This window comes from uncultured Fibrobacter sp., from assembly GCF_946062555.1.
Lineage (GTDB): Bacteria > Fibrobacterota > Fibrobacteria > Fibrobacterales > Fibrobacteraceae > Fibrobacter.
This window is the reverse complement of record NZ_CAMGVQ010000028.1, coordinates 20,878-45,018: the sequence shown is the minus strand read 5'-3', so window position 1 is coordinate 45,018 and position 24,141 is coordinate 20,878. Positions and strand designations below refer to the sequence as shown.

Genomic DNA, 24,141 nt, shown 5'->3' with positions numbered 1-24,141 from the left:
TTTTTTCAACTAAGGAACCGCGCTTTTACCGTCTAAAAATTTCCGACCGGCTTAGTTGCCTCTATGCTGGAGGAATAGCCTTTGTTCCAAATTAAGTACACAAGCCGTATGAAGCATGATGTCAAGGTCATGAAAAAGCGTGGCAAAGACTTAAACAAACTAATCGCTGTCTTGGATAAGTTGTCGAAAGGAGAACCGCTTCTGCCTCATAACCGTGATCATCAACTGGGTGGGGCTCTGTCGGATTTTAGGGAATGCCATATAGAACCGGACTGGCTTTTGATGTATCAGATATTCAATGACGAGTTGATTCTTTCGGCGACTGCGACTGGTTCACATTCGGATTTATTCGGAAAATAGATTGATGCAAAAAAAGAGGTGCCATGGGGCACCTCTTTCTAATAACGTCATTGCGAGCCCCGAAGGGGCGCGGCAATCCAGACCTGATTTACTTCAGTTCCTTCAGCGCAGCCTCGTTTTTGGCAATAATGTGTACTTTCGCTTTGCGAAAGTACCAAATGTTGGGCTCGGTCATATCCATGCAAGCATGGCTGCGACTCTCGCCCTACGCATTTGCACTTCGTGCAACACCCTTCGGCTCGGATATACGAAAAAATTTTCGTGCATCGCTCGCCTTGCGGGTGTTTGTCCTGTCGAGAAATTATTGCAAGTCCTTAAGGGCTGCTTCATCCTTGGCAATAATTTCTTTCTGCGTAGCGAGCTTGGTGCGTTCGGCGGAGTGACTGTCGCTAACTAAAATCGAGCGTCGGTCTTACTTAAACGGATTCACGACTTTTACGCCGTTAATCGTTTGCCCGTCGTTCAGATCTTCTGAATAAATCGTTGTGCAACCGCATGCCTTTGCGGATGCCAAAATAAGAGAATCCCAAAAGGATAGCTGAGACGCTTCACTAATGTCTATCGCCGCCAACACATCGTTTACGGTGTTGCTATGGACTGGAATGATGTCGGAGAATTGCTTGACAAATGTTCCGGCATCTTTCTTTGATGCAATCAGTTTCTTTGTTGCTGCGTTGTAAAATTCCTGCAAGGTTTGCGTGGAAATAATTGCGTCATCATTTTGGACCAAGGTGGCAATCAAATCTCTGGCGGTGCATTGCTTGGCTTTGTCCTTTTCGTCAACTGAATATACAAGAATGTTTGTATCCAGAAAACAACTAGCGGTCATAAAGCTCCTCGCGTGTCCAGGACTTTCCGGCAGAGTTTAAGTGGAGCTTGTCAGCCAAGTTGAAAATATTGTCCAAAGAGCCGTTTTTCGTAGTTGCGGTTGCAGGTGCTTTCAACTTTTCCAGAAGAATGGAAATGACGAAAATCGTCTCTTCGTTAGAAAGGGACGCTGCTCGTTTTGTGAATTCTGCAACCATGGCTTCGGACATAGGAAACCTCCGTTTATACTACCAATATATATTTTTTGACAACGATAGTCAATAGACCAATGTGGGGGATGAAAAAAGAGGTGCCCGTGCGGGGCACCTCTTTAAAATGGATTGCCACGGCTCCTTGCGGAGCCTCGCAATGACGTGAGCTAGCGCAGTTCCTTCAGCGCAGGAGCTTGCTCATGCATTGGATAACCGACGCTGTCATGGCTCACAGAGCAATGACGTGAGCTAGCGCAGTTCCTTCAGCGCAGCTTCGTTCTTCACGATAATGTCTTGCTGAGTAGCGAGCTTGGTGCGTTCGGCGTTCACGACGGCTTCGGGGGCACCGCTCACGAACTTTTCGTTCGAGAGTTTGCGTTCAATCGAAGCGGCGAATGCCTTGGCCTTTTCGATTTCCTTTTCCAAACGGGCGATTTCTGCAGCCGGGTCGAGGATGCCTTCCAGCGGGATGTAGAGTTCGCCACCGGGTACCACGGCGCTGGCGCTGAACTTCGGTTTCGCGGCCTTCACGGCGACGCTCAGGTCAGAAAGACCCGAAAGTTCGGTGATGATTGCCATGCAGTCCTTCACGCTTGCTTCCGTCGCGGCATCGTCCACACTCACCACGGCGCTCAGCTTGGTGGCGGGGCTCACGTTGTAGCGGCCACGCACGCCACGCACGCTTTCCACCACGGCAAATGCCTGGTCGAATGCGGCTTCGATCTTTGCGTCAATGAGCGATTCGTCAGCCTTGGGCCATGCGCGGCTAATCACCATTTCGCTGCCCTGGAACAAAATGCTGTTGAGTTCTTCCGTAATGAACGGCATTACCGGGTGGAGCAAGTCAAGCACGTTCTTCAGCACGTAGCTGAGAATAGCCATGGCGTTCTTCTTTTCGGCGGTGAGCGTTTCGTTGTTGATCACGGACTTCTTGATTTCCAAGTAGCTGGAGCAGACGTCGTCCCACACGAAGCGGTACAGGAACCCGGCGAGTTCGGCGAAGTGGTATTCTTCGAGCATGCGGGTGGCGTCCTTGATGGTCGTCTGCAGGCGGGAGAGAATCCACTTGTCTTCCAGGGCGAACAAGTTCTTGTCCATCGGGAGCTCGTTGTCAAGCGCACCGGCCTGTTCGAGCTGCGGGTAAAGGAAGCGGCAGGCGTTCCACAGCTTGTTGCTGAAGTTACGGCCGATTTCGAACTTTTCGCTGGTGTTGATCTCGCGGCCGTCCGGCTGCTTTTCCTTCTTCACCGGCAGGCGCACGTCCTGATTGTCGGTGCAAAGGCTTGCCATCACAAAGCGCAGGGCGTCGGTGCCGTACTTCTCTTCGATATCCATCGGGTCCACGCCGTTGCCCTTGGACTTGCTCATGGTCTGGCCATTGCCGTCTAGAATCTTCGGGTGAATATACACCGTGTGGAACGGGACCGTGCCCATGTTCTCTTGGCTAAAGAGCACCATGCGGGCGACCCACAGCGTAATGATGTCGCGGCTCGTCACGAGCACGCTGGTGGGGTAGTAGCGCTTGAGCGTGTCGGTGTTTTCCGGCCAGCCCATGGTAGAATGCGGCCACAAACCGCTGGAGAACCACGTGTCGAGCACGTCTTCTTCCTGCTTGAGTTCGTGACCCGGTACCGCGTCGGGCTTCAGGTCTTCTTCCTGGCTGCACACCAGGTAGCCGCCGTTTTCGGCCTTGTAGAAGAAGATGTCGTCGCGGCCAGCAAATGCGGCCTTCAGTTCGTCTTCGCTAGCGTCGGTATGCCAGATCGGAATGCGGTGGCCCCACCAAAGCTGACGGCTGATGCACCAGTCGCGCTTTTCAGCAAGCCAGTCCAGATACTTGTTGGCGTAGCGTTCTGGGATAATCTTGATCTCACCGGATTTTACGGCGTTCATCGCGTTTTCGGCGAGCACGTCCATTTTCACGAACCACTGGTCGCTGAGGTACGGCTCGATCACAGTCTTGGAACGGTCGGAGTGTCCCACGTCCATTTCGTGGTCTTCCACCTTGATCAAAAGTCCGAGTTCTTCGAGACCTGCCACCACGGCGTCGCGTGCGGCTTGGCCCTTGAGACCTTGGAACTTGCCGGCGTTCTCGTTTAGGCTGCCGTCGTCGTTCATGATGTTGATCATCGGGAGCTTGTGGCGCAGGCCCGTCGCATAGTCGTTGGGGTCGTGTGCGGGCGTCACCTTCACGGAACCCGTACCGAAGTCCTTGTCCACCAAGATAGCATCGGCAATCACCGGGATTTCGCGGTCAACGAACGGCACCTTCAGCATTTTACCGATGAACTGTGCGTAGCGTTCGTCGCTGGGGTGCACAGCAAGAGCGGTATCGCCCATGATGGTTTCCGGACGGGTGGTAGAAACGGGGATAAATCCCGAACCGTCGGCCAGGGGATACTTGAAGGTCCAGAAGTGTCCCTTCACATGTTCGTAATAGATTTCGTCATCGGCAACGGCGGTCTGGAGCTTGGTATCCCAGTTCACCAGGCGCTTGCCGCGGTAAATGAGGCCCTTCTTGAACAAGTTGAAGAAGGCGTGGCGCACGGCCTTTGCGCAGACCGGGTCCAGCGTGAAGCGCTGACGGCTCCAGTCACAGCTGACGCCTAGGCTCTTGAGCTGCTTGGTGATGCGGGCTTCGTATTCGTCTTTCCACTTCCAGATGCGTTCCACCAGCGCGTCGCGGCCGATGTCGTGGCGGGTCTTGTGTTCGTCTTGGAAAAGGCGCTTTTCGACCACGGCCTGCGTGGCAATACCCGCGTGGTCCGTACCCGGAATCCACAGCGTGTCGCGGCCCGTCTTGCGGCGGTAGCGTACCAAAATGTCCTGGAGCGTATCGTTCAAAGCGTGTCCCAAATGGAGCGCGCCGGTAACGTTCGGGGGCGGAATCACGACCGAGAACGGTTCGCCCTTTCCGCTGGGTGCAAAACTGTTTTTTTCAGCCCAGGCGCTGTGCCAACGGGCTTCCACATCTTTAGCGTTATAACGAGTTTCCATAGTGGGCACAAAGATAGAAAAAAAAGTGGACAGTCATCCCCGTGTAGGTAGGGATCTCCTTTATTTTCTCACGAAAAAAGTCCCTCTAACGTCATCTATAGCACTAGTTTTATTGCTAATTGTTAACAGCCGAGCTATATGTCGTTTTTGCTGTTGCCGATACAAGGCGTCACTTCTTAGACAATTCCGAACAATACGGTCTCTATGGGTTTCTCGTTGCCAGGATTCGGGGCTTTATTGCCAATGACCCTGAACATCGCCTGTACGGTATGGTCGATGGTGTCGGCCTTTCCGCACTCGTCATAGGCGGCTTCTAACTGTTCTCGGGTGGCGTTGAAAATCATGTCCTTCGCCCTCGCAAGGAAACAGTCCTTTAGCTCGTTCTTGCGGCCCTTCACGGCGCATACGCGACCGTTGTGTTCCATTCCCATGACGATGCGGTCCAGGTAGCCCACGACCTCAACGGCGTAATCTACGGCCTGTTCCTTCGTAAATTTCATAATAGGCTCCCTCTGATAAGATTTATGGGTATTAATGATTTGCGACACTTACAAATATATATTTAAACGGATGTCAAAATTTGTCAAAGAGTGTTTGATGCCCAAAATGAGTGAATTAGTATATCACTTTTATTATTAAAGTTTTCAATAGAATTGTTTATGAAATGCCCAGACGTTTATCAGATTTTTTTTGAATATAGGTTGTAAAATGCAGAACTAAAAACAGAAGAACGCAAATAGTGAGCCGAGTAAGCTCAATGCGACGGTTAAGGTCAAGCACAGCGTTTCTTTTTTCACATTTGTTTTTCTTGAAAAAAATGCCAACAATGGAAAAATATGGAGTGCGACGATTAAATTGAAAAACATTGCTTCCAAACTGTAATTTTCGTCTGCCAAGTGAATGTTTAAGGATTGCTCTTGTAGACCAAATTTTACAATGAGAACAGTCGCAATCAGCAAAATGACAAAAAAAGCGGCAAATAGTTTTATGTGGATATTCTTCGCAATAAAATCATACAGGATAAACACATAACGAATCGTCCAACCCAAAAGTGCGCTAACAAAAAGCATCGCACCCAAATACTGGTGTAACGAAAATGGCAAATAGGGGAATGAAATTGAATCGATAAGAATAATTGCAATGGGGAAAATAGTCCCCATTGCAAGGATTAGAAATGGGACAAGCCGTTGGCTATTCTTTAACCATTCCATTATCATCGAGACGGAGAATTTGTTGTCGTTTTCTTTCATACTCGTCATAAGTCATCGGTTTCTTGATGATTTCAAAAAAGCCGTCACCTCTTTTTAACACGCTATAAAATCCATCAGTAAAACCAAACCGCAGGATTTCCAGCGCACGTTCTTTTGTTGAAAGATACTTAAATTCGTTGCCAATGCGACGGCCGATTTTATTATTTAACTGGTCTATAGTCCTATCCGCGTCATCAATAGAGGAAAAAAAGGTGCTTCTCGGATAGGTCGGCTGTTCTCGTTCATGACAATTTCCTACTTGTTGGGCAGTATCGTCACCATATCTTGCTGTCATATCTGATTGCCATAAAATATGACGGAAAGCCCCCTTTGCGGAGCCTCGATCTTCTTCTGGCCATCCAAAGACTGCATCAGAAAATGCGTAGGCCTTGTTTGTTATGCTGGAACTTGGACTTAATTTAGGATAACCTATTCCGAGCAGTAATGTATTGAAACTTACGGGAGTATTCCACATGCAAGATGCTTGCTGCACATAATCAGCTAGCTTATGCGTTTTGCCATAAGCATCTTTTGCAAGTCTTGCCAACGGAGTGTCGCTTGGTGAAGAGTGCTTCTCCGACAGGTATTTCTGGACTTCTTTATCAAGCCAATTTGACATTTTTTTCCTTTGGTCCTTTGGACCGGTTTAAGTAATTGAAAAAATCTTTGCATCCACCATTCCCATTCATTGTGAAATCAACTGTGTTGAATTTGTAGTTGCCATACTCCTTTATTTAGTCACCCCTTATGAATAAAAAAGGCGTGGTGTCGAACATACCTGTTGCAACTGAGGCTCGGCAAAGCCAATCTATCAACAAATACGAACGACCCACGCCCTAAACCATGAGCGTGAGCATTTGTCTTGTCCTGATAGATTTTGAAATTTTGCCGATTTCAGTTGCAGATACAAGAGCAAAAACTCTTATCGTGAGTATCGAAATACCCTATGTCAAAAAATTTGAATTTCTTTTTTTGTTAATCTCCTTATTCTTCCATCTTTACGCAATCCTGTGAAATGTATTTTTGCGGGTCTTTCACGGATTTGGGTAAGCCTGGTGGCGTAATTTCTTTGCCCGCCACTTCGCGGTCGTGGTAATCAAGAATGAAGGGAGCACCCGTTTTGATATCCATAGAAAGTTATCTTGCTTTAAAATCCAAATATTCTTTGGCTTTTGTATAGAAAATATTTTTGATGTATTGTTCCATATAAGAATAGTCTGGGGCTCCATTGCCATCAACCGGAAGCATAATACTTTGATTCTTCATTCTTTTTTCATTGAATTTATACGCATACAAAAATTTAGATTTCTGTTGTAAAATAATTCCCTTCATAAATAAGAGAATAAATTTGCCGTCTTTCCAATTTTTTAGATGGAATCGTTTTACGTCATCGGAAAACAAACAATCGTAAGGATGGTAAAAATTTTCAACAACGCTGCCGTTGTAATTTACACCAAGGACATTTCTGTCAAACGATGCGTTTCGATTTGAAATGAAATTTGTTATACCGTTATTTGAATCTGATGCCCCGATAAAAGGTGTATTGCCCATTTTCATGTCCGAAACAGTTAATCTTTTTCCTGGGTTAATTTTGAAAACATCTGTCAACTTAAAGGCGTCCCATTCCTTTTCATCTAATTTCGGAATTTCAACATAACGAATAGACTTTAATTCCTTTTTTAAAAATTCTCGATATTCGATGGTTTTTGCCTTTTTAAGTTCATAGATTGTAGATTCCATATAATCAAAATCTGGCTCTCCATTTTTGTCCACAGGAAGCATTATTTTTAATCGGGCAAGTCTTCCTAATGTAGCGCCATTCCCACCCCAATTAAATTTCACCATCTGTTTACGAATCGTTTCTACAAGAAATAACGCCAACTCTTGTGATAATTCTTTATTTCGAAGGACTTGTATGTTTTGTCCTGTAAAGAAAGAATGCGGCTGGTAAAAAACCGTTTGTGTATCCAATCCAATTGTTATACAATTCCCGGAATCAATTTTATACTTTTGTTTTTGTTTACTCGAAACAAATGACTTTACTCCATTCATTGAATCCGAACGAGAAATATATGGAATCGTTTGAGATTCTCCAGAAATTAACTTATTTCCGTCAATACCGCTAGCTGTGGCTTTTAAATGAAAAATTCCATCTGTTCCGGAAAGCCAAAATTCCTTCCAACATCTATCACTCATTTTTCTCTCCTTCAAACAGATATTTTCTCCCTTGCATTATCATTGCGAATTCAAAGGACAAATAATCCCCAACAACCTTATCAAAACTTTGTTCAGAGGGAATCTCGTCATTGAAGTAGTAGAAACTATGTAGCCATTCATCTTCTGCGGTAATGGTTGATTTGACGCAGAACTTGTTTTCTGCTTCTATTCTGTCAAACCATACATCTAACAAGTGCTGCCGTTTGTCCTTTGCAGATTCGGTTTCTAAAAGTCCAATATGGGGAGAAACCTTGTAACCGTCATCTTCAAAGTTGATGAATTTGCATATCTTTTCTTTTGGATGGGGTTCACCTGCGGTGAAAATTGCTATACAAGGTATAGTTCCCACCCCATAGAAGGTGTCTTTTTGCAGCATAACAACACCTTCAAGCGTATGCTTGCTCAGAATACTTCGCTTTATATCCAATTCTTCCTTTGATTTTCCTGTCATCGAACTTTGGGGAACAATAACTGCACAACGTCCACCAGGCAATAATGAATCTAAAAGATGTTCCGTAAATGCAATTTCATATTGTTCAGGATTATTCTTGCTTCCTTGACTATAAGGAGGATTCATCATACCCACGGTTGCACGAATACTTGATTGCAGTTCCTTTGGATTCTTTTGCAAGAAATCATCGCATTGTAGATTACTTTTACCATCACCGCGCAAAATCATATTTGTTGTTGCTATGGTGAACATATCCGAGCGTTGTTCGATACCATAAAGCTGATTTTTACGAATAGACTTCTTTTCCGCTTCGACATCCGTCTTAGAGAGCATTGTATGAAGTGCCGCTACAAGGAAACCACCTGTTCCGCAACAACTGTCAAATACTCGATCAGTCTTTTTAAGGTCAAGTAGTTCACAGAAAAGTTCGGTAATATGCTTTGGGGTGAGGACAATCCCTAATGTTTGCCCGCTACCACCCGAATAGTGCATAAATTCGCCGTAGAATCTTCCCAAAAAGTCTTCGGTTGATTTGCTGAACTTAATTGATTTGTAAAGTTTCTCATCTAGGAATTTCGTGAAGAACTTTAATGGAGTTTCACCTAAAGACTGATTTACTTCATTTAGTTTTGTACTGTCTTTGATGATACTGAATTGAGAAAGAATCTTGTCAATTTTGGTGACTGGCGAAAGATCTGTTCTTTTGAAGCTAGATTCTATGGCATTGTAAATCTTTTGACCATCTGTAATGGCATGTATACCCGATTCACCTGTAAGCGAATCAATGCTGAAGTTTCTGTTGTCTCGTTCACGCAGGGCGAGAAGAATTCCTGACACAACAAGTGGCTTTTCCTCATCCTTCATGTTGCCGTAATTTCGCAGATGCTCATGTAATTCTTTTGCATCGGCTAGTATTTCGGCAAGTTCTTTTTCTTTGTCCGTATCCTCTTTGAGAACGTCTCGCAGATAAAATTCATCGATATTATTTTCACTGAATGAAATAAATGATTCAACGTCATCTAAATAAAATACATTGCATCGGTCGTCGATAAATATGGGTGTAATCCGATGTTTTTTTGAAGTTCCTGACACTCCAATTGCAAAAACCTTCTTGTATGTCGTGTTCCTTATTAGATGCCTGCCATAAAAGAAAGCTCCGTTCATGGCGTATTTTTTAACGGACTTGACATCCATCGCCAAAAGACCATCGTCGTCATGTTTTTCGTGGTCTTGGATTGAAGCTTTGTCTTCAATGACAATCAAGAAATCCTTTACTACGCCGACATATTCCGGAAAGCCAACATTGCCTGTTCCACTTTTTGAAGCAGTCTTCAAAGCTTTGTCAATTTCGACAATTTCACTTCCCTGGGCGTCGTGGACTATTCCTGCTTCGTTAAGAAGGTCGTGCACCCATAAATCCGTTTTGACTTCTTTTTTTGCCATCGACAAGGTTCCTAAAATAAGTAGATTAATCGTTCTTATCCTAGTCCTTGACTAAAGCCGTTTTGTAGGTAATAAAAAAGGCGTGGAGTCGTAGGCTTACCTTGTCTGCGGGCTACCACACCCTTTTACCTGATAAGCACAAAACGACCCACGCCCAATGTGGGCGTGAGCGTTCGTCTTATCCTCAGGTAAATTGAAAGTGGTAGTTTCAGACAAGAGAATAAGAGACGAATCTCAAAAATTCCGGTCGCTCCGAACCATTCGGTACGGGGCTATGTCAATCGCAATATAGCTTATTTGAATGGTGAAAGATGACACCCGATTTCGTCCAAGCAAAAAATTCGTTTTTTTCAAAAACCTCTTGACATTCTCCCCTAGAAAGTTTATATTTATAGTGCTCAAAAGAGCATTTTGTGACAAAAAGTCCCGCCTTTTTATGCTTGTAGGCGGAAGGAGTGAAAGATGAATAAGCGTGTGTCGCCTATTGGCAAGGCAGACGGAACAACTTTTGAAAACCTTGCAGAACGGGTAAAAAACGTTCATAACGCGACAAGTTCCGTTGCTAAGGGCGCCGTAAACCAGTTGCTGACAATACGAAATTGGGCTATCGGCTGCTATATAGTCGAATATGAGCAAGAGGGGTGCGACCGAGCTAAGTACGGGGCCCGCCTATTGCAGAATTTGGCGGACAAGTTGTCCATCAAGGGACTTGATCGCTCCATGCTTAGTGTTTGTCGGCTATTCTATATTAGATATCCACAGATTTGTGAGACGGCGTCTCACAAATTGGAAATGATTGACAGATCTAAGTATTCTATCAATACCGTGAGCATAAGGAATGTTGAAAAGAAACGCGGAGACGAGATTTGTGATTCAGTGAATCACAAATTCATAACACCGCCAGATATTCTGCTGACCCATTTGTCGTTCTCCCATATTAGGGAAATACTTTCTATCGACGATCCTATGGAACGCTTCTTTTACGAATTGGAATGTATCAAAGGCACGTGGAGCGTGAAGGAACTTCATCGGCAAATCGACACGAAACTCTATTTCAGGAGCGGGATAAGCAAAAAGCCGGAACTACTGTTGCAACGGGTGGAAAAGGGCGGAGCAGATGCTGTCCTGTCGGTTAAAGATGCATATACTCTAGACTTTTTAGATTTGAATGTCAAGGATGAATTCTCCGAAACCGAATTGGAGCAGGCTATTATGAACCATTTGCAGGAGTTCCTGTTGGAGATGGGCAAAGGGTTCTGCTTCGAGGCCAGACAAAAACGCATTATCATAGACGACGAGTATTATTTTATCGATTTGGTGCTTTATAATCGTTTGCTGCACTGCAATGTAATTGTGGAATTGAAGGTCGGCAAGTTTCGCATTGAGCATGCCGCTCAACTGAACGCCTACATCTCTTATTTCAAGGATTGTGAGATGGTGGACGGGGACAATCCCCCGATCGGGATTTTACTCTGTACGGAAAAAGGACCGAAAATGGTCCAATATGTATTAAACGGCATGGACGAGAAACTGTTTGTCTCGACATACAAGCTTCAACTTCCCGACAGGCAACAGTTAGAAAACTTTTTGATTAAAGAAGTGCAGGAGATGGGTTTGTAGCAAATTGTCGATTTTGACTCAGGTTCACAGAAAAGTACACAGGAAAGTACACAGAAAAGTGCACAGAAAAGTACAGTCGATATACTTTGTCAAATAGGCCCTGAAAAGCGCCTTGATTGATGAAAAAAGACAAATGTCCAAGAAAATGACGGTATAAATGCCGGTGTAAACGAATAGAATGGAATTATCACTTTCTGACATCTGTTTGAATCTATATTTATAGGTGACTCTAGAAAGGAGGCTCCTATGCAGACAGATAATGAAAATAGGGACTTGAAATACTGCCGCTATTATCATGGCGAACAGCGGGATCCGTATAGGGATTCGTTCAAGGGACGCGCCTGGATGGCGGAGCAGTTAGCGAGTGAACGCATTTCGGATTCAGCGAAGTATCCGTGGGCAATGGTTATTCCGTTCGTTGCCTTAAGGACTAGGCCCCGCAACGCCGTGCCCCTGCATCGCAAACAATTCGCCAGCCCACACCCCCCTTAATTTATAATAATTTTCGCCAAAAGTCAGTAAAGGGTTTTGGCGAAAATTACGGTAAGTTTTGGCCAAAACTATATAAAATTGTGAGTTTTGGCGAAAAATGTGCTGAAAATTGCTAAAGCAATGCTTTTTTATGTCGATTTCGCAATTTTTGAACCGAAAACTGCGAAATTGAATGACGCTATTTGCCTGTGTCGAGCAGTATTACCTGACGCTTGTTTCGCCCGCGGCTACTGGATTGGTACTTCCCGAGGGCGTCTACCTGCTTGCCCGAGGTGCCTTGCGCCCGGGGCTGTGAGGCGCGGACCTTGCGGGCGTAAGGGATTGCGTCGGTGGAACCGTCGCGCAAAACTACCGCGATGCTGTCCAAAATCGGGTTGCCAGTGCCTTCGATGTAGTCGTGCGAAACTTCCCAGACCATGATGCCCGCGTAGTCGTTATCCTTGACCCAGCGGCTCTTGACGGCAGAGGAATGCGGGTCTTCGAAGGTCACGTATCCGGTACTTGATACGCCGTAAGGTGACACGGAAACGCTGTCGAAAAAGAATTCCCATTCGGAATTCGTGACGATGTCCTTGTACGGGACCTGCTTTGCCGTGCCCTTGGTGAAATCGGTGCCGGGGCCCGTTGCGCCCTTGAATTCAAACCCGAACGAGGGAATTCCGAAGACCATCTTTTCGGTGGGCACGCCACGCTTTTTCCAGTAGTCGCGGGTCTGTTCCCACGACCAAGTGGTGTAACCGCTGTGCGGGTATAGCGGCGAGTCGAACATGGCTTTTTCGTCCCAGTCGCCGGTGATGTCGTAGGTCATGAAGCCGAGCCAGTCGAGGTTTTTCACGAGGACTTCTGGCGTGAAGTATTTTCCGTAATACTGCGAGCAGGGGAGTGCCGCCGAAAGCGTTTTGCCTTCGGGTAAAGCCGCGCGGAGCTCGGTGAGCAGTTTGTTGTAGGCGATGGTATCGGCGTCGGGCACGGGATTGTATTCCCATTCCCAGTCCATGTCAAGCCCGTCCAGGTTGTGGTCGGCGACGAACTTCACGAGGTTCGCGATAAACTTTTGACGGAGCGCGTCGTCCGATGCGACGGGCACGAAGTTTTCGCTCTGTCCGCCACCGCCGAGCGACACGATGACCTTTGTGCCAGCGGCGTGCGCGAGCGTTACCATTTCGTCAAGTGCGCTCGGGTCTTCGGCGGCATCGCCACGCAGGCTTCCATCGGTATCCGGCGTGATAAAGCTCCACAGCACGTGGGTCAGCTTTTCGTACGGCACCTTGTCTACGGTGTAGGCGGGCTTGTGCCATTTTCCCCAGTCGGGGTAGTAGCCGATGAACAGCGGTTCGGCCCACGCCGAGCAAGCGCTTGCGAAGATTAAAAAAGCCGCGAGGGTTTTTGCGAGGGAAAGTGTGCTCAATCGACTCATTTGAAACTCCTTGCTTCTAAATATAAGCTTTTTGTTGTTTAAAGACTTGTTGTGAACAAATTTGTATAAATTTTGAAGAGAAAAAGCGATTGGTGGCATATATTTTTCTAAAATTAAGCTTTTATATGCCTCTTGGGGTGGAAAATTCATCGAAAAAGCTTCAAAATGATGGTTTGAAGGCCGAAAAATGACGGAAACTTCCAAAATTAGCTGAAAAATGACTATAAAAATCGATTTCAGGCATATAAATTGCTAATAAAACGAATTTTATATGCCCAAGGTGCGTTTGTGGGTGTTTAAAATGGGGGAGGGAGGCACCCATGGTGCATTCAAATTTTTTTTTGATGGAACATCCCCAAAAAAATGAAATTTAAACGGGTTTTACACATTTTGTGGTGCCTTAGGGGTGTCATTTGGGGACGAAGCGATGTAATTTTGAAGTATGCGTACCCCAAAACTCAATTTGTGGGATGTATGGTTTCTCTTAGTCTTGGTGTGTGTGGTGGCATGCTCGGACGATTCTTCCGGAACGAAACCGGATGTTTCCGAACCCGATGGATTTTCGTCGGATTCTCAGGTTATCATTGGCGAAGACGGCTCGCACGAAGGCCCTCTCCCTGGCGAAGACCCGGCTATGGTTGCTGTCGACACGACGGTGCCTTTTGTGGGTAACTTTCCGGTCGTTTTCTCCGAAGTTTCGCCGTCGAATGCAAATTTCAAGGATAACGATGGCAATGACCCCGGCTGGCTTGAACTTTATAATACGAGCGATGCTCCGGTGAGTCTCAAGGGCGTTGCATTGAGTAATGACCCAAGGTTTCCGCGCCGTTGGGTCTTTGGCAATGCGACTATTCCTGCCAAGAGCCACATGATTGTGTTCCTTTCGGGCAAGAACTATGCCGACTATATTCCGCCTTCGGATTCGGTCAATATGATCGGTTCCGATTGCAGTTCGGAATCTTCTGCGGGCGGGTTCGGCGCGTTCCCTGGCATGGGTGACTGGGGCGGCGGCATGGGCGATTTCGGTGGCGGATTCCCCGGTGTTGGTGCAGGTGCTGGTGTCGGTGGCGCCGCTGCTACGGGTAACTCCGGAAATGTCGAAAATCTTCCTGGCAAAATCTCGTTGTGCTTCAACGAAAATGGTGTAAACCAAATTGGTGCCGTCATGAAGGTGTCGCAGGGTGGTACCTATTCTCGTGTGGTTGTGAATTCCGGTGCGGCAAAGCTCGGTAACGCAGACCAGCTCGTGATCCGAGGATTTATTACCAAGACGCACAAAATTCGCGTGAATTTTAAGGAAGGTGACAATATTAGCGCATGGACTGGCAAGAATCTCCGCGGTACAGGCGATTCGTCGTCGGTGTATTATGTAAGGCTTGGCGACAACGCCTCCGATATCAAACGTAGCAATGTCTCGGCAACGACGTTTGCTACCGAAACCCAGGGGTCTGAATCGACGACTATCAAGATTACATCGTACATAGCACGTAAACGTGGTCATGAACTGCATACGACCTTTAAGGCAGAGGATCAGGGCGGAACTCTTTACCTCGTGAGCGAAACGGGTATTCTGGATTCCGTGCGCTATTCTGCGGTGCCTACGGGTGCATCCTGGTCCCGCGATGCCGCGGGTAAGTGGGGCTTTGCTTCTCCTTCGCCTTATGGAAATACGGTGGGTGAGGTTTTTGCGGTACAGGCTCAAACTAACGAAGTGAATGTTCCGGCATCCGGTTTCTATTCATCTCCGGTGTCTGTTACGTTCCCGACGGGCACGCGTTGCGAACAGGGCGGAACGGAACCGACGGCAAATTCACCTACGGTGGAGCAGACTTTGACGATTAATGCGACTGCGGTGCTTCGCTGCCGTACCTATGCCGTGGGGTCCTATCCGAGCGAAGAAATTGTACGGACCTATGTGTTCGAAAGACAGCCTTCGATTGCAACTTTATTTGTAACGACGGATCCTTTGTCGATGTTCAGTCCCGATACGGGCCTTTACATGACGGGTAATGGGGCTGCCATGATGGATCCCAAAAAGGGCGCGAACTTCTGGAGTAATCGCGAACTTCCTGTTTATGTGGAATTCTTTGAGCCGAATAAGCCGCAGACCCCTGCATTCGGCGTGATGGGCGATTACAAAATTTCGGGGCAGTACAGTCGCGCCAAAGAAAAGAAATCTTTCTCGATTACCTTGCGCGAGGAATACGGCGATAAACGCCTCAAGTACCCGTTGTTCCCGGATTATCCGGAACTTAAGAAATTCAAGGCGTTCTCGCTTAGGAATTTCGGGAACAACAGTGGAGACGACTATGTGCGCGACCGCATCGGAACTTCGATGACAGAAGAGCTTGGCGTCGATTACCAGCGCGGGCGTTATGTTGTTGTGTATTACAATGGCAAGTATTACGGTGTACACGATTTACGTGAGCGCAACAACGAGTACTATTACGAAACCAAGTATGGCCTTGATGCATCGGATATCGACTTGATTGATGCCCAGAACGAAGCGGGTGCGGGCTCGGCGACCGATTACAAGGCGATGATTGATTGGCTCCAGAGTAACGAACTGACGAACGATGCCAATTACCAGAAAATTGCCGACCAGATTGATGTCGATAACTACATGAACTATATGCAGGCCGAAATGTTCGTGAACAATGGCGACTGGCCGCACAACAATATGAAAAAGTGGCGTGTTGCCAGTCAGAAAAGTAAATGGAAATGGTTCCTGTACGATGTAGACTTTGGCTTCGGCGCAGGTTACAATACGCAGAATGGCAACGTGTTCAGCTACGTGACCAATCCGAACGGTACAAACGGCATGGGGATGGGAATGATGCCTGGTATGGGTGGCGGCCAGCAGAGTGGTGGCTCTATTTCGGAGCATACGATTCTCATGATCCGTTTGCTCGGTAACGAAGGATTCAAGAAGGCTTTCATTAATCGCTTCTGCGTGCTCTTGTCTATGAACTTCTCTGCCGACAGGCTCGTGAAACGTATCGACGAATTGCAATCGCAGGTGCAGGCCGAGGTGGCACGTGATGCGGAATTTTGGAACTACGACGCCGCGTCGATGTCGAGTAATCTTGAAAAGATCAAGTCCTTTGCGCAGGCCCGCCAGCAGACCATTATGAGCGAAATGCAGCAGTACTTTAGCTTGGGAGAAACTGCCGCGGTAACTCTTTCTGCGCAGGGCTCGGGCAAGGTCCTGGTGCATAACCTGCCGCTCGATCAAAGTTCTATGTCGGTGAACTTCTTTAGAGATGTCCCGGTGACCGTAACCGCAATGCCCAATGCAGGAGCCGTATTCGGTGGCTGGAGCGATGGCATCCAAGAAGCGACTCGAACCTTTAATCCCGGCGAAGTAGCAACAGTCACTGCAACATTTAAGTAAGAAATCATACCAATCGCTTCTGGAGCCCGCCAATGGCGGGCTCTCTTCTAACACCCCACATCCCACTTCCCGCTTCCTACTATTTACTACATTTTATCTCGATGAAATTACCTGTCGTATGTATTGTAGGGCGCCCGAACGTGGGCAAGTCCTCGCTCTTCAACCGCATCTTGGGGCGTCGTGCCGCTGTCGTGTCTGACCGCGATGGTGTGACCCGCGATCGCCATTACCAGAATGCGAATTACAAGGGCCATGAATTTACGGTGGTCGATACCGGCGGATTTTTGCCGGACGATTCCATCGACGTGCTCGCCGATAGCGTGCGCACCCAGATTTTTAACGCCGTCGAAGAGGCCGACTTGGTGCTCTTCATGGTCGATGTCCGCGTGGGCATTACCAAGCTCGACGAACAGTTTGCGCGCATGGTCCGCAAACTCGACAAGAAGGTGATTCTTGTCGCAAACAAGAGCGAAAACGGTGCCGACCGTCAAGAAAGCTACGAATTCCTGAAGCTTGGCTTTGGACTTCCGCGAACCATCAGTGCGCTCACGGGCTATGCCTGTCTTTCGCTCATGGACGAAGTCATTGCGGTGCTTCCGACTCCCGTTCGCGGTGAACGCAAGGAAGTTCGCCCGATTCGCTTTGCCATTCTCGGTCGCCCGAACGCCGGCAAGAGCACGCTCTTGAACCGCTTGCTGAACGAAGACCGCGCCGTGGTGTCCGATATTCCGGGTACCACTCGCGACTCCATTGACTGCGACTTTGCGGTCGACGGAGTCAAGTTCGTGGTGACCGATACGGCGGGACTTCGCAAGAAGGCGAAGGTCGAAGACGAAGTCGAAATTTTCAGCAACATGCGTACGCTCGAAAGTATTCGCCGCTCCGACGTGTCGGTGCTCATGGTAGACTGTACCCGCGGTCTCGAAGTCCAGGACTTCCGCATCATTACCGAAATCCGCAAGGCGGGCAAGGGCCTGGTGCTCGTGCTGAACAAATGGGATATTTACCCCGACAAGACCGAAAAGTCCTTTGACCACATGGTCAAGGAAATGCTCGAACGCGAGCCGATGCTTGAATACGTGCCGATCATTTCGGCGAGCGCCAAGGAAGGCCAGCGCGTCAACCGCATTGTGCAGGCTATCCAGACGGTGTATGCCAACTGCCGCCGAGTGCTTGGTCGCGACCGTGTGGCCGAAGCCTTCGCAAGTTTCTTGGAAAAGAATCCGGTGCCGAGCCAGAACGCCCGCGTGGTGCAGCTCACTCGCGCCTGCCAGATTATGGTGGAACCTCCGGTAATTGCTATCGAAACCCGCACGCCGGAACTGGTGGCCGATTCTTACAAGCGTTACCTGCTCAAACAGTTTTACGAAGAATTCCAGCTGCAGGGCGCACCCCTCCGCTTGAACTTCGACCAGAAATTAACCCTTAGAAAGGATGAAGATCTTGAACAGTTTACTGAGTCTTCCAATAGCGTACTTGCTGGGGTCAATCCCGAGCGCGATCTGGATCGCAAAAATCGCAAAGGGAAAGTCGTTCGACATTAGAGATTACGGCTCCAAGAATGCGGGCCTCACCAACACGTTCCGCGTACTCGGTTGGAAACCCGCGCTTCCCGTTGTTTTCCTGGATTTGCTCAAGGGCTTCTTCGGCCCGTGGATTGCCATTAAGTTGTGCGAAGCCCAGGTGGCTGCAGGTGGTGTGGACTACTCACATTGGGTACCGCTTGTCGCTGGCCTCTTGGTGATTCTGGGACACAGCTTTACTTGCTTTGCCGGTTTCCGCGGCGGTAAGGGCGTGCTCGCCGCTTTGGGTGTGTTCTTGGCCCTTTGCCCGATTACGGCACTTAGCGCTTTTGGCGTGTGGATTATCCTTACGGTGGCGACAAAGTATGTGTCGGTCGGAAGCATCGGGGCATGCATCGCCCTTGCGGCTTTTTCGACGATGGGTTACTTGCAGCTGCCTTTCCCGCCCGAAAAATTTAACGAGGGCTTGTGGATTACATGCCTGCTGGTGGCCATTTTCGTGATTGTGAAGCACAAGTCCAACATTAAGCGCCTGATGAACGGCACTGAAAACGGATTTGGCAGCAAACGCAAGAAATAATTCGGAATTCAGAGTCCGGAATTCGGAGTTAAAATGTTTCTGAATTCTGAAATCCGAATTCTGAATTTCTATAATCTAAATAGAAAGTTAACGGAAATAAGTATATGAAGGTTACAGTTTTAGGTACGGGTGGTTGGGGACTTTCTCTTGGCCAGGTGGTCTACGAGAACAAGAATGAAGTGATGTTCTGGACAAATTCCCAGGCCGAAGTGGACCTGCTTTCGACAGAACACCAGTACAAGGACAAACTTCCGGGCGTGATTTTCCCGGCAGACTTTAAGTACACGACTGACATGAACGCTGCCCTCGAAGGTTGTGAAATGGTCTTGATCGTGGTGCCTTCCCAGTTCATGGGTGGTGTCGCCAAGAACCTTGGCAAGTGGACTCCCGCCAAGGGTAAGGAACCGGTGGTGGTTTGCGCTACGAAGGGTATTCTCGAAGGCACGAACCAGCTCATGAGCGAAGTGCTGCTCGAAAACGTTCCTTGGCTCACCGAAGACAAGATGGTCGCCTTTAGCGGTCCATCGCATGCCGAAGAGGTTAGCCGCCATATCCTTACGGCCATTGTGGCTGCCTGCGTGAACGAAGAATCCGCAAAGCTTGTCCAGAAGGTTATGAGTTGCTCGTACCTGCGTGTCTACAGTTCTACGGATATCGTGGGTATTGAGCTCTGCGGTTCCGTGAAGAACGTGATTGCCATTGCTTCTGGAGTACTCTACGGCCTTGAAGCCAGTGGCAAGTACAAGATTGGCGATAATACTCGAGCCGCCCTCTTGACCCGCGGCCAGGCTGAAATGTGCCGCCTGGGTAAGGCGCTTGGTGCAAAGCCCGAAACATTCGCGGGCCTCGCCGGTATGGGCGACCTTATCGTGACCTGCCTTTCGCAGCATAGCCGTAACCGCTACGTGGGTGAACACATCGGTCGTGGCGAAACTATCGAACAGGTGCTTGCTGGCATGAAGATGGTGGCCGAAGGCGTTCCTACGTGCAAGAGCACCAAGGCGCTTGCCGACAAGCTCGGTGTCGAAATGCCTATCGTGGATGCCGTCCATGCCCTCCTCTTTGAAGGCAAGAAAATCGACGATGTCATTCAGGATATGTGGGGCCGTGAGCTAAAGGAAGAAGTCTGGGAGTAGTGTAGAGCTTAGCGCTCAGAGCTCAGAGCTTAGCGCTTAGAACTTAGAGTTTAGAGTTTAGAGTTTAGAGTTTAGAGTTTAGAGTTTAGAGCGTTCTCTTCTCTCTATGTTCTACTAACAGAGTGTCCTGTTTAGATTTTTAAGAATAATCTTAAGTGGGTCGCAAATCCGTTACGGAATGCGGCCCCTTTTTTTGTTTCGAGGTCGCCGGATTTTTTCTGCGAGGCGATATTTGTAGCATCGGACTCGCCTGGATTGCTGATTGTGCCGGTGTCGGGCAGATCGTTTCCGTTGCCACTTTCGTCGGGAAGAAATTCCTTGTAGCTTGAGTATACCGGGATTAACTGTGTAATACCGTATTCCAGTGCAATGGAAATGTCTCCGTCCCGACGGAGTTCTGTCCCGAGCGAGAGAATCCCTCCTGCACTTATTAGTTCCCGTCGATAGGTTTCGTGGTCTTTATGGTAGGTGAGCAAGATGAGCGTTTCGATCTGTTTGTCGATGTCAAGAGCTCCGCTAGCATAATAGCTCTCGATTCCGGCGCTCGGATTGAAGGAATATTTTTTCCCGAAATGCCATTGGTAAGTTGCTCCTCCGAGGAAAGCGCTTGCATCGAGTTCGGCATCTACCCGGAATAGTTTTTGCAGGAAACTGAACGAAAGCGATTTTAGCACCGAGGCGGGAAGTGCCCGGTTGGGGGCGAGTGTTTCGAAGAACCTGTTTTGATCGGCGCTGATTTTTCCTGCCGCGTGAATGTAATTCAGGTTGGCCGACAATCCTTCGTTGTTCCATTCGGCATAAGCCCAGTGCAGTTGCGCTTCTAAGGGAATGTACAAGAAGCGCTTGCGACTCGTTTCCTGATGGAATATTCCGTACAGGGAGGCGTCGGCATTGGTGTAGGTGTAGCCGAGGCTCAGACGGTTCTCTCCGAGAGTAACTCCGTAATCGCCTCGGGCTATCAACACGTTGATAGAATCCCTGATGTAGTACTGTTTGTCGGGATTTCTGGGAGAGGATTGCAGATAGGTTCCCGATACACCCAGGTGATGTCTGCCGGGGTTTAGTTTTGCGGCCACGGTGTGGGACAGCAGATGTGTCTCCCAGTCCACCGAAATTTCGGGAATGACGTTGTAATCGTAGTGCGGAATCCAGCGAATATTGCCGAGTTCAATGGATCCGCGGGCGATACTGGTGCTTAAGCGGAATAACGAATCGGATCGATGGACGGCGAGTGTAGACCTTACAAAAGGAAGGTTGTTGACATCGACTCCGAGGGTGATGTACCTGAATCTGCTTTCGAAACCGACTGTGGCAATGTCGAGTTTGTTTGTTCCCTTGTCGTCCCACTGGTCGGTATAGCGGCCTTGGTAGGCGATGTGTCGGTAGTCGCCGTAAACCTTGAGTCCCTGAACTTCGAGGGTGTCGGAGACCCCGCATTGCTTTATGGAAAACTGCTTGTCGCTCGTGTGCAACAGAAACAGCCCACTGCAATCAGTGAAACCGATGTTACTCAAAGAATGGGCCGCAATATTTGCGACCCCAAGTACAAGAAGAATTAAGCGAGTTTTTTTCAAGACTATCGTAAATCGTCCATGTTAATCGGAGCGACTGGATCTGCGTAGAAAAAATCCTTGTCTTCTTCTTCGTCATCATCTTCCGTAGCGATGATGTTCCAGAACTTTTCTGCGGTCATGCCGGGCAGGACTCCGCCGAAGGTGATGTCCGGGAAGAATATGTAGTTCCCCAGGTTGCGAGCGTTGTATTCTTTCAGCTCGTCGCCTTCAATGTAGCCGTTTTCAAGAGCTTGAATCGACAATGTCTTGTTGCCCTTTGCATCGGTAAAGTAGAACATGTTCTTGACGGCGTTGCGGTAAGCCCTTGCAAAGAGTGTCTGTCCGTTTTCAACCTTGCAGTATGCGGAACCAATCGTTGCCGGAGCCGGTGCTACCGATACGGTCTGGTTGGTTTCTGTATCGTAGGGATTCACGTATTCTTCGAAGGAAACGGTGCAGTTATTGAAAGCCATGCTGTAGCACTTGCGGTCGCGTTGACCGTTAAACTTGTAACGAATGCATGCCTGCCACTCGACTTTGATTCCATAGTTTTCATCCCAGAAATAGTTTTCGAGAATATAGGGGTCGAGGTTTGTGAGTTGCGGGTTCTTTTCGAAATCCTTCTTGATAGCCAAGGCAATGTCGCGTACTGCGTAAATGTTGTAGGCGTCATCAAAACCTGCCGACCAGTAGAATCCGTCCACCGGAGTGTACCATTCGGATTCCTTATTGATGTGATGGTAGGGGAGGTATTCCTGGAAACCGTCTGTGATTTCGAAGAACTTGGCGATGTTGATTGTAACCTTGGAACCATGCGGAAGTGTGACTTCGACGCCGGTACGCAGGGCCTGACGATAGTATTCCAGGGAGTCGATGGCCTTCTGGAAGTCGGCGACACTGACGTCGGCCATTTCGCCTTCGCCCACGACATACGGGTCGTTCTGCTGAGTGGCTAAGCCCGACTGCGATTCTTCGATGCCGTACTGCAGGCCAAGTTCTACATAGGAAATGGCGCTGTCGAGCAGGTTCGGGATGTTCTTGTAGCTGGGTTTCCAACTTTCGTAAACAGTGGTGAAAGAACTCTTCGTGTCAAGGAGTTTTTCTACCTGCTGCATCGTCAAAGTCGGGGAGCCGAACTCTTCGATAGTATCCAATTCGTTCAGCCAGTCGTACTTGCCGTTGTTGGAAAAGTCGATGTTCAAGCTGGCGCCGAAAGTAAGGGTAGCTTTCGCGACAAAGAGTGCTGCAAGTGCCGGTGCGAATTCGCCGCGATCTAGTTCGTAGGTGCGTTCATCGTAAGTGTACTTGCAGGTGAAGTCCTTGTTGCTCACGATGTTGCGCATATAGATGATGGCGGAATCCATGGAAGGAATTGCCTGTGCCATTGCGGACTGGGCGACACTTGTCATAAGCTTTCCGTCGCCGGTTACAAGGATCTTGTTAAAGTCGTGGATGTCCATGTCGACAAGGTCCTTCTTGTTGGCGACCGTGTCGATGAATGCCTTGATTTCAGCATTGTTGATGATGTCAGTCACGATGCTGAGAGCATAGCCGAGCTGAGCTTCGCAGTTGGCGGGGTACTTGTCAAGGACCGCCTTGAAGGTTGCCTTGGTCTGGGCACTGATAGCCTGTGCATTGCTGAAGTTTCCTTCGCCGAGGTATTCCAGGATGTCTGCGATTTTTGCCTTTGCCTCTTCCATCTGGGTGGCGATGGCTGCGTCAGAAATTTCTTCGCAGCTAGAAACACTGAAGGTAGGGGTACTTGGAATGTCTGCCGACGGTGCCGAAGGGCTCTTGTCGGAACTGCTGCTTTTGCTGCCGCAACCCGCCAGGAGAGAACAGGCTCCGATGGCGCAGATGAAAAGTTTCTTGGGCAAAGTCATGAAAAAGCCTCCTTTTGGCACTAAAGGTAGTAAAAGTAACCGCATTACAGGTAAATTATTTTGAAAACAAGAATCTTTTTTATATATATTTAAAGTATGTTTGGGCGTTTTTGTTACATAGTGGCCCTTTGTGCCACCTTATTGCTGATAGCCTGTGTCGAAGACGATGTCAGGCGCGGTAACGATGCCCTTCGCATTGGCGATTATGACAGGGCTATCCAGAATTTTTCCAAGGCCCTTGATGTGGAACCCGCAAATCGGGATGCCCGTTATGGGTTGGCGCTTTCCTATTATGCGGTTGCCGAAGAAGCTGAACACTTGAAGACGCCGACTTTTGATATGTGGAATCGTACGGCCCGTGAGTTTGATATCTTGTCCAAGGTCGACAGTAGCGGACGCATCGATGCGAACTATTCGACATGCCTGTTTTATCTGGCGCGTGCGACCATGGCGCAGAACTCCGCTGCGAATGTGCTTCCGCTCCTGGACCGTTCTATCCAGCTGGATAGCTTGAATTTCTTCAGTTTTAACCTGAAGGGTTTGATTCTCTCGGAGCGCGGCGACAAAGAAAGCGTCGAAAATGCGAAGAAAATCTTTATCCATGTCGTGACTCGCGAACCGCAGTTTATTTCGGCATACGTAAACCTCGGAAACATCTACTGGGACGAAGGCGACATCGAAAGCGCTTGGGATACCTGGTCGGCCGGATTGGAACGCTCCCCCAAGAATCAGTCGCTGATATACTGGACGCAAGTTGCCGAAGATTCTCTCAAGTCCATGGTGCTTTCGGGTAGACTGTAAGGCGG

The 24,141-nt window shown here is 48.3% G+C and carries 20 protein-coding genes; 8 read left to right on the top strand and 12 right to left on the bottom strand.

Annotation, left to right across the window (positions count from 1 at the left end):
* The first annotated feature begins 81 nt into the window (after positions 1 to 81).
* Entirely contained in the window at positions 82 to 360 is a 279-nt protein-coding gene (locus Q0P86_RS09755) for a type II toxin-antitoxin system YafQ family toxin (RefSeq protein ID WP_295039095.1), read from the top strand.
* A 412-nt stretch (positions 361 to 772) separates the two neighbouring features.
* Here Q0P86_RS09755 and Q0P86_RS09750 read toward each other — a convergent pair whose 3' ends face one another.
* The 9 genes from Q0P86_RS09750 to Q0P86_RS09710 all read right to left on the bottom strand — a co-directional run bounded on the left by Q0P86_RS09750 (position 773) and on the right by Q0P86_RS09710 (position 9,737).
* Positions 773 to 1,189: a PIN domain-containing protein gene (locus tag Q0P86_RS09750; RefSeq protein ID WP_295039092.1), complete on the bottom strand. Its 417-nt coding sequence runs from the start codon at positions 1,187 to 1,189 to the stop codon at positions 773 to 775.
* Positions 1,179 to 1,397 carry a hypothetical protein gene (locus tag Q0P86_RS09745; RefSeq protein ID WP_073114908.1) on the bottom strand — a complete coding sequence of 73 codons (219 nt, stop codon included), beginning with the start codon at positions 1,395 to 1,397 and terminating at the stop codon, positions 1,179 to 1,181. The genes Q0P86_RS09750 and Q0P86_RS09745 overlap by 11 nt, the downstream gene beginning before the upstream one ends.
* A gap of 231 nt (positions 1,398 to 1,628) precedes the next feature.
* Positions 1,629 to 4,376 carry a valine--tRNA ligase gene (locus Q0P86_RS09740; protein WP_295039090.1) on the bottom strand — a complete coding sequence of 916 codons (2,748 nt, stop codon included), beginning with the start codon at positions 4,374 to 4,376 and terminating at the stop codon, positions 1,629 to 1,631.
* 176 nt (positions 4,377 to 4,552) lie between these two features.
* Complete coding sequence (locus tag Q0P86_RS09735) at positions 4,553 to 4,876, bottom strand: hypothetical protein (RefSeq protein WP_295039088.1); 324 nt, start codon at positions 4,874 to 4,876, stop codon at positions 4,553 to 4,555.
* 216 nt (positions 4,877 to 5,092) lie between these two features.
* Entirely contained in the window at positions 5,093 to 5,587 is a 495-nt protein-coding gene (locus tag Q0P86_RS09730; protein WP_294112583.1) for a hypothetical protein, read from the bottom strand.
* Positions 5,568 to 6,245 (bottom strand): hypothetical protein, encoded by a 678-nt coding sequence (locus tag Q0P86_RS09725; RefSeq protein ID WP_295039086.1) that lies wholly within the window; start codon positions 6,243 to 6,245, stop codon positions 5,568 to 5,570. Before Q0P86_RS09725 ends, Q0P86_RS09730 begins: the two co-directional genes overlap by 20 nt.
* A 365-nt stretch (positions 6,246 to 6,610) precedes the next feature.
* Positions 6,611 to 6,757 (bottom strand): hypothetical protein, encoded by a 147-nt coding sequence (locus Q0P86_RS09720; protein WP_295039084.1) that lies wholly within the window; start codon positions 6,755 to 6,757, stop codon positions 6,611 to 6,613.
* Positions 6,758 to 6,763: 6 nt separating this feature from the next.
* A complete protein-coding gene (locus tag Q0P86_RS09715; protein ID WP_295039080.1) occupies positions 6,764 to 7,822 on the bottom strand; it encodes a restriction endonuclease subunit S in 1,059 nt (352 codons plus the stop codon).
* Positions 7,815 to 9,737 carry an N-6 DNA methylase gene (locus Q0P86_RS09710; RefSeq protein WP_295039078.1) on the bottom strand — a complete coding sequence of 641 codons (1,923 nt, stop codon included), beginning with the start codon at positions 9,735 to 9,737 and terminating at the stop codon, positions 7,815 to 7,817. The genes Q0P86_RS09715 and Q0P86_RS09710 overlap by 8 nt, the downstream gene beginning before the upstream one ends.
* Positions 9,738 to 10,199: 462 nt before the next feature.
* On the opposite strand from Q0P86_RS09710, the gene Q0P86_RS09705 reads away from it, so the two are divergent.
* A complete protein-coding gene (locus Q0P86_RS09705; RefSeq protein ID WP_295039077.1) occupies positions 10,200 to 11,357 on the top strand; it encodes a PDDEXK nuclease domain-containing protein in 1,158 nt (385 codons plus the stop codon).
* Positions 11,358 to 11,603: 246 nt separating this feature from the next.
* Positions 11,604 to 11,849, top strand: a complete 246-nt coding sequence (locus Q0P86_RS09700) for a hypothetical protein (RefSeq protein WP_295039075.1) — start codon at positions 11,604 to 11,606, stop codon at positions 11,847 to 11,849.
* Between the two features lie 178 nt (positions 11,850 to 12,027).
* Here the strand turns inward: Q0P86_RS09700 and Q0P86_RS09695 are convergent, their stop codons facing one another.
* Entirely contained in the window at positions 12,028 to 13,266 is a 1,239-nt protein-coding gene (locus Q0P86_RS09695) for a glycoside hydrolase family 18 protein (protein WP_295039073.1), read from the bottom strand.
* A 442-nt stretch (positions 13,267 to 13,708) separates the two neighbouring features.
* Between Q0P86_RS09695 and Q0P86_RS09690 the strand changes: the two genes are divergently transcribed.
* The 4 genes from Q0P86_RS09690 (at position 13,709) to Q0P86_RS09675 (ending at position 19,899) form a co-directional block, all read left to right on the top strand.
* Positions 13,709 to 16,660, top strand: coding sequence for a CotH kinase family protein (locus tag Q0P86_RS09690; RefSeq protein ID WP_295039071.1), 2,952 nt, complete (start codon positions 13,709 to 13,711; stop codon positions 16,658 to 16,660).
* A gap of 101 nt (positions 16,661 to 16,761) precedes the next feature.
* Positions 16,762 to 18,204 carry a ribosome biogenesis GTPase Der gene (gene der / locus Q0P86_RS09685; RefSeq protein WP_291025453.1) on the top strand — a complete coding sequence of 481 codons (1,443 nt, stop codon included), beginning with the start codon at positions 16,762 to 16,764 and terminating at the stop codon, positions 18,202 to 18,204.
* Complete coding sequence (gene plsY / locus Q0P86_RS09680; RefSeq protein WP_294112590.1) at positions 18,137 to 18,763, top strand: glycerol-3-phosphate 1-O-acyltransferase PlsY; 627 nt, start codon at positions 18,137 to 18,139, stop codon at positions 18,761 to 18,763. The genes der and plsY overlap by 68 nt, the downstream gene beginning before the upstream one ends.
* 104 nt (positions 18,764 to 18,867) lie before the next feature.
* Entirely contained in the window at positions 18,868 to 19,899 is a 1,032-nt protein-coding gene (locus Q0P86_RS09675) for an NAD(P)H-dependent glycerol-3-phosphate dehydrogenase (protein WP_290994926.1), read from the top strand.
* Positions 19,900 to 20,030: 131 nt separating this feature from the next.
* Here Q0P86_RS09675 and Q0P86_RS09670 read toward each other — a convergent pair whose 3' ends face one another.
* Both Q0P86_RS09670 and Q0P86_RS09665 read right to left on the bottom strand, forming a co-directional pair.
* Positions 20,031 to 21,413: a hypothetical protein gene (locus tag Q0P86_RS09670; protein ID WP_295039067.1), complete on the bottom strand. Its 1,383-nt coding sequence runs from the start codon at positions 21,411 to 21,413 to the stop codon at positions 20,031 to 20,033.
* Between the two features lie 62 nt (positions 21,414 to 21,475).
* Complete coding sequence (locus Q0P86_RS09665) at positions 21,476 to 23,335, bottom strand: hypothetical protein (protein ID WP_295039065.1); 1,860 nt, start codon at positions 23,333 to 23,335, stop codon at positions 21,476 to 21,478.
* A 96-nt stretch (positions 23,336 to 23,431) separates the two neighbouring features.
* Here Q0P86_RS09665 and Q0P86_RS09660 point away from each other — a divergent pair, with 96 nt between their 5' ends.
* Complete coding sequence (locus tag Q0P86_RS09660; RefSeq protein WP_295039063.1) at positions 23,432 to 24,136, top strand: tetratricopeptide repeat protein; 705 nt, start codon at positions 23,432 to 23,434, stop codon at positions 24,134 to 24,136.
* The last annotated feature ends 5 nt before the right edge of the window (positions 24,137 to 24,141 follow it).